This window comes from Streptomyces sp. NPDC111656 (assembly GCF_055656965.1).
Genome location: NZ_JBVKCA010000056.1, coordinates 1 through 9,227, shown reverse-complemented (window position 1 = coordinate 9,227; position 9,227 = coordinate 1). Strand labels below are relative to the sequence as shown.

Genomic DNA, 9,227 nt, shown 5'->3' with positions numbered 1-9,227 from the left:
CCTCCTGCGCCGACCACAGCCGATCCGGTTCGGTGAGAGCAGCATGGACCACGGAGCCTCCAAGGTCGGTGGGCTGATTGCCGCAGGCTACTGGCTGACCACACTGGCCCCAGGAGCAGACCGAACACCGCGGCTTTGTAAGGGCGGGTGTGAGGGACGGCCCTGGCGCGCAGGTCACTCCGGCTTTGGAGGGTCCGCAGGTCACCGACACATCTCCGCTGAGGCGAACCGCTGTTGACCGTGGTTGACCGCCCCATCTGGCACGGCTGTGGCATGTGGCCTCTTAGTCCCGAACTCTCGGTTGGGTGGTCATTGAGATCTCGTGAGCTGGCCAGTTGGCCGTTGGGGGCCATCGGCGGTCGGCTGGGGTCGTGGTGGTTGCTGTACTTCGCTGCGGTACCACAGCGCTCTGCGCACGGGCGGCGCTCGGTGCCTCACACCTGCGCTCCCTACTCACCGCCGACTGGGCGTCGGGGCGATGCCCTCTAGCGAGGAGTGCCCAATGCTGCGAAACTGCCAGGGCCAAGGCACGCACTGGAGCCAATCATCAGCTGAAATAGCGGGGGCCATGGTGATGTCTGCGCCCAGGCCAGGTTCAGGTAGAGATCGAACACTGCTCGTAGAATTCAGGCGTGTTCTCACCAGGGTAAAGCCAGCCCTCGTGAAATCTTCCCTCGCTGCCGCGGCTGCTTTGGGAGCTGCAGCAGAGATAGTAGACCCTTTAGGAGATTTTCTGAAACGAAGTAATTTCCTTGGGGGTTCTTTCGTTGCGCTTGTTGCCCTCATAATTTTTGATGCCGTGAGTGACTCGGGAGCTATCCTTGACGATGACGGAGTATATCTCCTATCAGAAGTGGAGGAATTGCGAGACTATATACAGCATGCCTTCGAGTCGAAAGAAGTGCGAATCGATTTCTCGGGCTTCACCATGGAAACGCTTCTAATGGCCCTACGGCCAGCCCTGACGAGCCTCGGAGAAAATAGAGCCAAGAACCGATTTCTTAGGATCCGGGTGGCAGTGGCTCATTTGGATGCGCCAATGAATCTTCCGAGTCGCTTGGTCCCGGGAACAAACACGAATGGCTCACCGGCACAGTCCCAGCGCTTTGAGGATTCTCCAGTCGTGCGAGAGAGGGCGAGGGGGATAAAAGAGGGGAATGTGCGATGGCTGCGGCAGTTGATTGACCGCGCACAGCAAACGAATCCGCAGCTGAGAATACAGTGTGAGGTGCGCGAGTCTCCTGTGGGCCCGGCGTTCAAACTCTTTGTAATCAACGATGAAATTGCACTACTTGGCCTATATGGCATCGATGACGTGGAAGTCTTCCATGGTGGAGGGCAGTTGCGGATGTTGGATCCTTATGCGTTTCGTCCGGCCGGTGGTGGCTTATATCTATTAGGCTGGGGGCGTCGCTCGAGATCGAAAAGTATTCGTAAGATTTTCGAGCACTACTCTGAATGGTTTGAAAGCCTCTGGGGAATATTGGAGTATGTGTCGCCAACCTCACGAACTTCGGGGCCCGCTTCTGAGTAGGCTCGGCAGAGAAAAGAGTTGGGGGGCGGCCTCATCTGGTGGCTGAGATCAGCCTCGATACGGTGTCGTCCGCGCTGTTTGGTGTGAGAGGTAGATGTCAGAGGCCCCGGACTGTGATCGGTCCGGGGCCTTTTTACTGGGTGCCCCCGGCAGGATTCGAACCTGCGACACCCGATTTAGGAGTTCGATCCACACCCGCCCCTGGGGTCGTCGGCGGCTGGTCCGACGGTCGTGCGGGGGTGCTGCCGTATGCCGTCGTCCGGCCTCGTTGATGTCAGTCGTGGATGTCAGACGGCTCTGGCATCCTGCGCCAGTGAGAATGACATGGGCCGCCTTCTGGGCGCTGATAGCCACCCTGAACGGCAGAGCCACGCAGGCGAGTTGTCAGTGCCTGGCCGAGGAGCTGAGCCGCCGTTCCGTCCACGACATCATCGGCTTCGCGGAACGCCATGTTGAGGCTCTCTACCGCTTGGACCAAGAGAGGTTCGGGATGCTTCCCGTTGCCGACCTGACGGGCCGGGACGGCAGGCCCTTCCCGCAGTCTGGCGACGGGTTCCTGTACGCCCGTGGCGCTGTCGTCGCCGCAGGACAAGCCGTATGGGAAGGCGTCTTCTTCGACGTCGACAAGTTCGCCCCGTTCACCTCCACCGAGTGTGACGGGGAGTGGCTGTTGTATGTGCCGGATCGGGCATACGAACTCGCTACCGGGAAGGAGTGGGACCGCTCGACCCGGTACTGCTTCGAGAGCTACTCCAACAGGGATGGATGGCCGAACCTGGGGAGCTGAGGTGGACTACCGCTTGATAGGGACCTCGTAGGTCGGCCCTCCTGCTGCCGGGTCGTTGTCAGTGCTGCTTGCTAGTTTGCCTAGTGGAGTGAGACCGGTCAGAGAACCTTCGAGGTCCGCGGTCAAGGGGGGTGGGCACAAAGGTCCCCGGGAGCCACCTCGGGACTATGTTGCAGGCCGCAGACCCCACCCCCCTCATCCCCCGCGTGGCAAGCGGCCGGCACCGCTTGAGATCCCACCACGCTTTCCAACTGTGGTGGTGGGGTGGTGGGTGTGTGCAGGGGCGTTCACCTGGGTTCGTGGGCGGCTCGCGACCAGGTTGGAACCGGCACGGCGGCTCAGATGAACCCCGCTGAACGGGGCTGAATGAGACGGAAACTGAGACGGTCTGCTCGCCCACCGCTGTCAGAGGCCTCGTCTAGTCTCCGGCCATGAGCATGATCGGTGAGTACCTGCGCGTTACGGCTGCTGAGCTCGACCGGGCGATTCAGGACCCTGACTGGGCGCTGGATTTCGCCGAAGAGGTCCAGGACACCGAGGAGGAGTCAGAGCCTGCGCCGACCGAAGCGCGTCATTTCAGCACGTCCAAGACCTGGGACATGCTGGGCTTCCTCTTGACGCGTGCCGACTTCCCGGTGGACGTCATCCATGGTGAGGAGCCGTTTGCCGAGGATGAGGACTGGGGTTACGGGCCACCGAGATACCTGCGCTCGGAGCGGGTGCGTCTTGCAGCGCGGGCGCTGCGTGCCACCACGTATGACCAGCTCGTAGGCGGCGTGCATCCGGCCGACCTGACCAAGGCTGATGTGTATCCCCTGGCCGGGGCGTATCCCCTCGGATGGGATGAGTCTGGAGCGCTTGAGTGGGGGCGTCACTGGTACGACGGCCTGACGCAGTTCTTCGAGGCTGCCGCGGCGGCGGATAACAACATGCTCGTGTGGCTCGACTGATCGCCGCTGCCTGTCGGCGACCACGAGGACGGCGTGGACTGAGTCAAACAGGTCCGCGATCTTGAAACCGTCGTGGCGAAAGCCACCGTGGGTTCAAATCCCACACCCACCGCGCACGTGAACGGACCCTGACGAGTTGCAATGGCCGGGGGCCGTTGTGATGCGAGGTGACTGCTCGGCACCGTGGTACCCCGTGGTTCCCCGCCCGATCGGGCACGGACGGGGCACGGAAACCTTCTGATCCGTAGCTCAAAGCGGAGCGGTCATCTACGGCCATTACGGTTGCTTCCGCGCCTCGGAAAGTCGAGACCGGTCGTGATCGGGTGCTGTGGTTGCGGTACTTCGCTGCGGTACTGCCGTCACGGCCCGTGCAGCTCGGTCTCCCAACGCTCGAACGGTGGCTCCACTAGGTAGCTCGGATCGCAGTACGAGCGGACCCATTGCGCGGCACGGTACTGGGCGTCCCCTTCGTTCAGGACTTCCCCGTTTTCGTCCACCTGAAGGACGTTGGCGAAGATCGCAAAGACTTGCTCCAACGGAGAGCCGAACGCCATGAGCTGAGGCCGGTAGTCGATCCCCTCCAAGAGATCCACGTCGAGAGTGCCATTCGCGATGTAGAAGGCGAAGAAGCGCAGTGCTGCGCGTACGTCTACGGGAAGGTGATCCACGAGGACATCATCTGTTGGGCTTGGAGCCTCATCCTCATCAGGTCGATCCCTGGACGACTGTGGCCCTAGAGAACGCCTTGGCTTGGGCGGTGCAATGGTCGCTGGGAACCGCCATGGTCCGGCCCCGTTCGTCGCTGTTGGTGTCAGTCGTTGATGTCAGACATCAACAGTTCCCTCGACGTGGTTCACGCTCGCAGCCTGAGCCGCAGTACTGGCTAGCTGCGCGCTGCCCTGATGCCGTTGATCAGGTTGATAACCACGCCCAGGACTAGGAACCAACCAAAGAAGAGGTAGATCCGGCCCGTCACCCGCTTGCTCTTGCGGGGCGGCGCTTCGGGGAGCAAGGCATTGGCCACACGTACAGGCCCGTCCGGGTTGATGATGCTGCGCCCTGTTCGGCGCTGATGACGACCAACCGCAATGAGCGTCACTGCCACGACAAGACAGAAAGCTGCTGTCTGGAAGTACGTCTCAGGTGAAGATAGTTGCGCTGCCACGTATCTGTGCATCGGGTATTGCCCCCTCCAAGATCCGAACGTGCGAGTGATTCCCTCACGAGGGATGGCAGCACGTCAACCAGCAACTGGTTCGGCCTGTGGCGAGGTCGGCCGAAACCGTGACTGCCTTCATCACCCACCACTCACCCCAGCTCCCATCCCGTCCGCCGTCGACCCACACACCGTGGAGCGTGCGTGGTTCCTGGCGTCCAGGTGGAGCGCGCCACTGTACGAACGACCTGGACGCCAGGGGCCGCGTCTGCTCGGCTCTGCCTGGGTCGACGGTGGTCGGGATGGGAGGCCCCAGCGTCCGCCACAACGGGCCCGCAGTCGGGAACGGCGCCCCCTCCATCCCGGTGCCGGCCGATCCCCCGCCGGAGGCACTGTTCTGACCGCCCCCGTACAGTGATCGACTCATGGCCACCGGCCCTACCCGCCAGTGGGCGCGCGTCGGCGCAGCCCGCGCGGAGCGGGCCGAAGGCAGGAGCGTCGCGCGGAGCGGAGCCGGGAAGCGCGCCCGGCGGAGCGGAGCGCAGCCGGGGCTTGATGAAGTAGGGAAAGTTCTACCGCGCCGGCGGATCCTTCTGGAACCCGGCGTGGAACGCGCACGCGTCGCCGCCGAGTTGGAGCGCTTGGACGCCCTGCCGCGGCCTCTCGTCCTCGAAGCAGTGGCGGCGTCCCGCATCGGCGCATCGCCGAACTGACGAGTCTCTCGCGATCGCATGAGTGATCGCGCGCGACCCGCGCGGAGCTGATCCATCAGCGCCCCGTCAACGGCCGCGACCACCGAATCACCGACGGCCGGCTCAAGAGGCCAGAGTGGCCCCGGCATGACCTCTCTGGCACGTAAATGCCACGGCGGCCCCGGCTCGCCACCAAAGATCAAGGCCCAGATCCCCGGGTACCCACCCGCTGATCTGGGCCCTTCTCGTGTCCTGAGACTGGTGGGCGCGGACGGTTTCGAACCGCCGACATCCGCCTTGTAAGGGCGGCTGTGCGAGGCAGCGAAGGCGCGCAGGTCACCCTGGGTTCGGCGAGGGCCCAGCTCAGCGGTGCATCTCGACTGCAGCGAACCGTCGTTGACCGTGATTGACCGCACGATGTGGCACGGCTACGGCACGTGCCGACAGCCGCTTCGGCCTTCGGTATCGTCCGCCGCGTCGCTCAAGACACGGACACGTTAAGAGCTAACGGTCGATCATGAGGCTGGCTTCACTACGTGCCCCAAGGCGATGAGGCCGATTCCGACCACGAGAAACGACGGATGCTCGAACCCGCTCCACGCAACGAACAGGGCACCCGCTCCCCAGGGTCTCGGCTGCCGAACATGGCGCTGTAGCCATCGGCCTGGCATACGTCCGAGGAGCAGGGCGTGGAGGCCGAGAACAGCACAAGCAAGCCAGATCGCACCCCCCATGGCAATCAGGGGCAGAAGCATGCCCGCAAACGACGTTGACATGGTCATCCCCCGGTAGACCTCGCTGGCGGCCCTGTTACCCACCGGCGAGTCTCCCACGTCCTTACGGACCGTGGTTGACGGAAGCAAGGCCAGAGGGTCCTCACCGATTCGGCACGGACCCTCTGATCCGTCACTTCTCTACCGGGGATTTGAACCCAAGATCTCTTCGTCCCGAAGCAACTTGGGCAAACGCTCTGCCTTGGGCTGCTGCACCTCTCACCTGCGCTGATTGTCCGCAGGCGTCCGCGCCCGTCCGCCGTCGTCCGCTGGGGTTGTCACGCAGTTGGACACTCACCGATGCCGCGTCCTGGTGGCTGTAGCAGAGCAGCATCTGATCCATAGCTCTAGAGAGATCGTTCATCGGAGGTCATAGAGGTCACTGGGAGGCCCATGAGGGCCGCCGTTGGACGCTGCCGGTTGCTGAGCCTGCTGTACCTCGCTGCTGTACCGCAGTTCCCTACTGCCAGGCCGTTGTCAGTGACCGGTGCTAGCTTGCCCGGTGGAGTGAGACCGGTCAGAGAACCTTCGAGGTCCGCGGTCAAGGGGGGTGGGCACAAAGGTCCCCGGGAGCCACCTCGGGACTATGTTGCAGGCCGCAGACCCCACCCCCCTCATCCCCCGCCCAACACGCTTTCCCACTGTGTTGGTGGGGTGTTGGGGCGCGTGCGGGTGCGTTCACCTGGGTTCATGGGCGGATGGTCGGTGTGCGGGAGTGGGCCTCTGGCCTCATCTGAACGTCCGCGAACGGCGGTGAATGAGACGGAAACTGAGACGGTGGCGACCGGCCAGGCGCTTGTTCCTGCCCAGGTGAGCGCTCAGAGGTAACTCGCAACCGCGGTCTCGGCTTCGGCATTGGGGCGAGCCGTACCGCCCAAGGTGTGCCCAGGCCTGTCCTCCACCACCGAGCACGGCCTCTTTGCTGGCCTGGAAAATCGAACACATGCTTGAATTCGGTCATGCGACCGTTACCCGACGATCTTGCCCAGGCGCAGCAGGAGTGGAGTGCCACCTACCGGCAGCTTGCCGAGTGGCCCGGCCGTACCGAGTTGCGCCGGCGTCTGTACCGGCTGTCGGCTCAGCTGTTCTTCCATCCCTACTGGCAGCAACGGCGCCCGAGCCCTGCGGCGTGGCGGGAACTGCATGTTCTGGGACGCTCGGACGGGGACGTGAGTGAGCGCTGCATCGATGACGCACTGGAATGCGGGGCCGCATGTCCCGGATGATCCTGAAGGCATGTCCGGACCGATTCGCGTGATCGTGCATCCACCGTCGCCCACGGGTGGCCGACGTGTACGCGTGGACGGCGAGATCCTCGGCCTGGCCCACAGCGTGGTCGACGTCGCGGAGTTCCTGCGCCGGGCCGGGCTGGAGATCGACCCGGCGGACGTGGCAGGGGCGCCGTGGATCGACTGGCGCGGAGTAGGGCCTGAGCACTGGGGCACAGAGACGTGATGGCCTCGGCGTGTCACGCCGAGGCCATCACCTTCTAATCCGTAGATCTACGGAGATCAGTCAGTGAAGTTCATATAGGTCGCGCTGAGGGCCACGGGAGTCACTGCCGGACATGGTCGGTTGCTGGGGTTGCTGTACTTCACTGCTGTACGGCAGGCGGACGGCTCCCACGTGGCCGCGAGAGGGGCCGGGGGCGTCGCTTCCTCTGTCGGCCAGGCGATCTCCAGGCGGTTCTCCGGGTGAGCGGGCATGCCGGTCCAGCGGCGGACGATCTCCTGGACCGGGCCAGCGAAGGCAAAACTGTGCACCATCAGCCGACCAGCAACTGCGGCCGCATCCCCACCGAGGCGTTCCCGCTGCGCCCGGTCCTCGCCGGCGTCTCAACCGGCGAACGGTCCAGGCGAGCGGCGCACGTGCCTGCGGGCCGCCTGACTGCCGCCGCCATCGCCGAGGCCGGCCGCCGCTGGTCGACTTACTGACCGGCCGTAAGGGCGTTGAGAATTGCACGAGAGGGCGACACTGGCGCCGCCGGCCCCATCTGTCCCACCCCCTACGAGGCCAAGACACCTGCCAGAAGCCCGCGGAGATCCAGTTCCGCGACGTTCATGCCCTGGACATCGGCGACGACCTGCGCGGATGCCGCTCAGTGCGATCGTGAGCCACGGACCGCTGAACGCGCTCGAAAGCACAGGGGCGCGTGATCCAGGTCGGTCCGGCACCGGCTCCGAAAGGGCTGAGCGATGGTGAGGAACCGATGAACACGAGTGACGTCGACCGTACCGAACACACCGCCGCCGAACATCAAGCCGATGCCGGGGTCAGGCCGCTGCTCGACGCCCCCCAGACGGCCGCGGCGGGGGTCGTGATGTGGATCTTCGTCGTCGCCCCGCCGATCTCCCTGATCGCCGTGGTGCCGTTCGCGTGGGGATGGGGCCTGTCCGCGTTGGACCTCGGCATGGCCGTGGTTTCCTACCTCGTTTCCCTGGCCGGCCTCACGGTCGGCTATCACCGTCTCTTCACGCACCGCTCGTTCAAGGCACGGCGAGGCCTGCGGATCGCCCTGGCCGTCGCGGGTTCGCTGGGGGTCGAGGGCTCGCCGGTCCAGTGGGTGGCGAACCACCGGCGCCACCACGCCTTCGCCGACCGCGAGGGTGACCCGCACTCGCCCTGGCGCTATGGCACCGACACACGCGCGCTGCTCAAGGGACTTCTCCACGCGCACGTCGGGTGGATGCTGAAGCGTGAACTGAGCAACCGGGCCAGGTTCGCTCCCGACATCGCCGCCGATCCCGATCTGCGGCTCATCGGTCAACTCTTCGGACCACTGACCGCCGTCTCGCTCCTGGCCCCGGCGTTGGTCGGCGGGTTCGTCACCGACACCTGGACGGGTGCGCTGACCGGGTTCTTCTGGGCCGGCGTGATCCGGATGGCGCTGCTGCACCATGTCACCTGGTCGGTGAACTCGATCTGCCACGTCGCGGGCAGGCGCCCCTTCATCAGCCGGGACAAGGCCACCAACTTCTGGCCACTTGCACTGCTGTCCTTCGGTGAGAGCTGGCACAACTCACATCACGCTGATCCCACGGGCGCGCGCCACGGCGTGCTACCGGGCCAGTTCGACCCAGCGGCCCGCCTTATCTGGGTGTTCGAGAAGCTTCGCTGGGCTCACGACGTGCGTTGGCCGAGCTCGGACCGTCTCAGTGCTCGACTGCTGCCCAACCCGGGTGCCTCGCACGGGTCCGCGGGCTGACGACGCTCGGACAACGCGTCGCCGCGGGAACCGCCGGGGGGTGCCTCTATGTCTTTCGTCAAGCGAGGCGTGGGGTTCTGGGTTCATAGAAGGTGCCGTCGCGGAGCATCGCGAACAGCACGCTGATGCG

Annotated in this window: 8 protein-coding genes; 6 read left to right on the top strand and 2 right to left on the bottom strand. The window is 64.5% G+C overall.

Translation table 11 applies throughout. From position 1 onward, the window contains the following. Positions 1-661 precede the first annotated feature (661 nt). The 3 genes from ACZ7M3_RS52335 to ACZ7M3_RS52325 all read left to right on the top strand — a co-directional run bounded on the left by ACZ7M3_RS52335 (position 662) and on the right by ACZ7M3_RS52325 (position 3,271). Positions 662-1,534: a hypothetical protein gene (locus ACZ7M3_RS52335; RefSeq protein WP_472073842.1), complete on the top strand. Its 873-nt coding sequence runs from the start codon at positions 662-664 to the stop codon at positions 1,532-1,534. Positions 1,535-1,853: 319 nt separating this feature from the next. Next, positions 1,854-2,321, top strand: a complete 468-nt coding sequence (locus ACZ7M3_RS52330; RefSeq protein ID WP_472073844.1) for a DUF4240 domain-containing protein — start codon at positions 1,854-1,856, stop codon at positions 2,319-2,321. Between the two features lie 431 nt (positions 2,322-2,752). After that, positions 2,753-3,271: a YfbM family protein gene (locus ACZ7M3_RS52325; protein ID WP_472073840.1), complete on the top strand. Its 519-nt coding sequence runs from the start codon at positions 2,753-2,755 to the stop codon at positions 3,269-3,271. A gap of 359 nt (positions 3,272-3,630) precedes the next feature. Here the strand turns inward: ACZ7M3_RS52325 and ACZ7M3_RS52320 are convergent, their stop codons facing one another. Both ACZ7M3_RS52320 and ACZ7M3_RS52315 read right to left on the bottom strand, forming a co-directional pair. After that, positions 3,631-3,939: a DUF7677 family protein gene (locus ACZ7M3_RS52320; protein ID WP_360485903.1), complete on the bottom strand. Its 309-nt coding sequence runs from the start codon at positions 3,937-3,939 to the stop codon at positions 3,631-3,633. A gap of 215 nt (positions 3,940-4,154) precedes the next feature. After that, entirely contained in the window at positions 4,155-4,376 is a 222-nt protein-coding gene (locus ACZ7M3_RS52315) for a hypothetical protein (protein WP_355704387.1), read from the bottom strand. A gap of 2,475 nt (positions 4,377-6,851) precedes the next feature. On the opposite strand from ACZ7M3_RS52315, the gene ACZ7M3_RS52310 reads away from it, so the two are divergent. The 3 genes from ACZ7M3_RS52310 (at position 6,852) to ACZ7M3_RS52300 (ending at position 9,097) form a co-directional block, all read left to right on the top strand. After that, positions 6,852-7,118 carry a hypothetical protein gene (locus ACZ7M3_RS52310; RefSeq protein WP_472073838.1) on the top strand — a complete coding sequence of 89 codons (267 nt, stop codon included), beginning with the start codon at positions 6,852-6,854 and terminating at the stop codon, positions 7,116-7,118. 10 nt (positions 7,119-7,128) lie between these two features. Next, positions 7,129-7,347, top strand: coding sequence for a hypothetical protein (locus ACZ7M3_RS52305; protein ID WP_472073836.1), 219 nt, complete (start codon positions 7,129-7,131; stop codon positions 7,345-7,347). A 754-nt stretch (positions 7,348-8,101) separates the two neighbouring features. Then, entirely contained in the window at positions 8,102-9,097 is a 996-nt protein-coding gene (locus ACZ7M3_RS52300; protein ID WP_472073834.1) for an acyl-CoA desaturase, read from the top strand. The last annotated feature ends 130 nt before the right edge of the window (positions 9,098-9,227 follow it).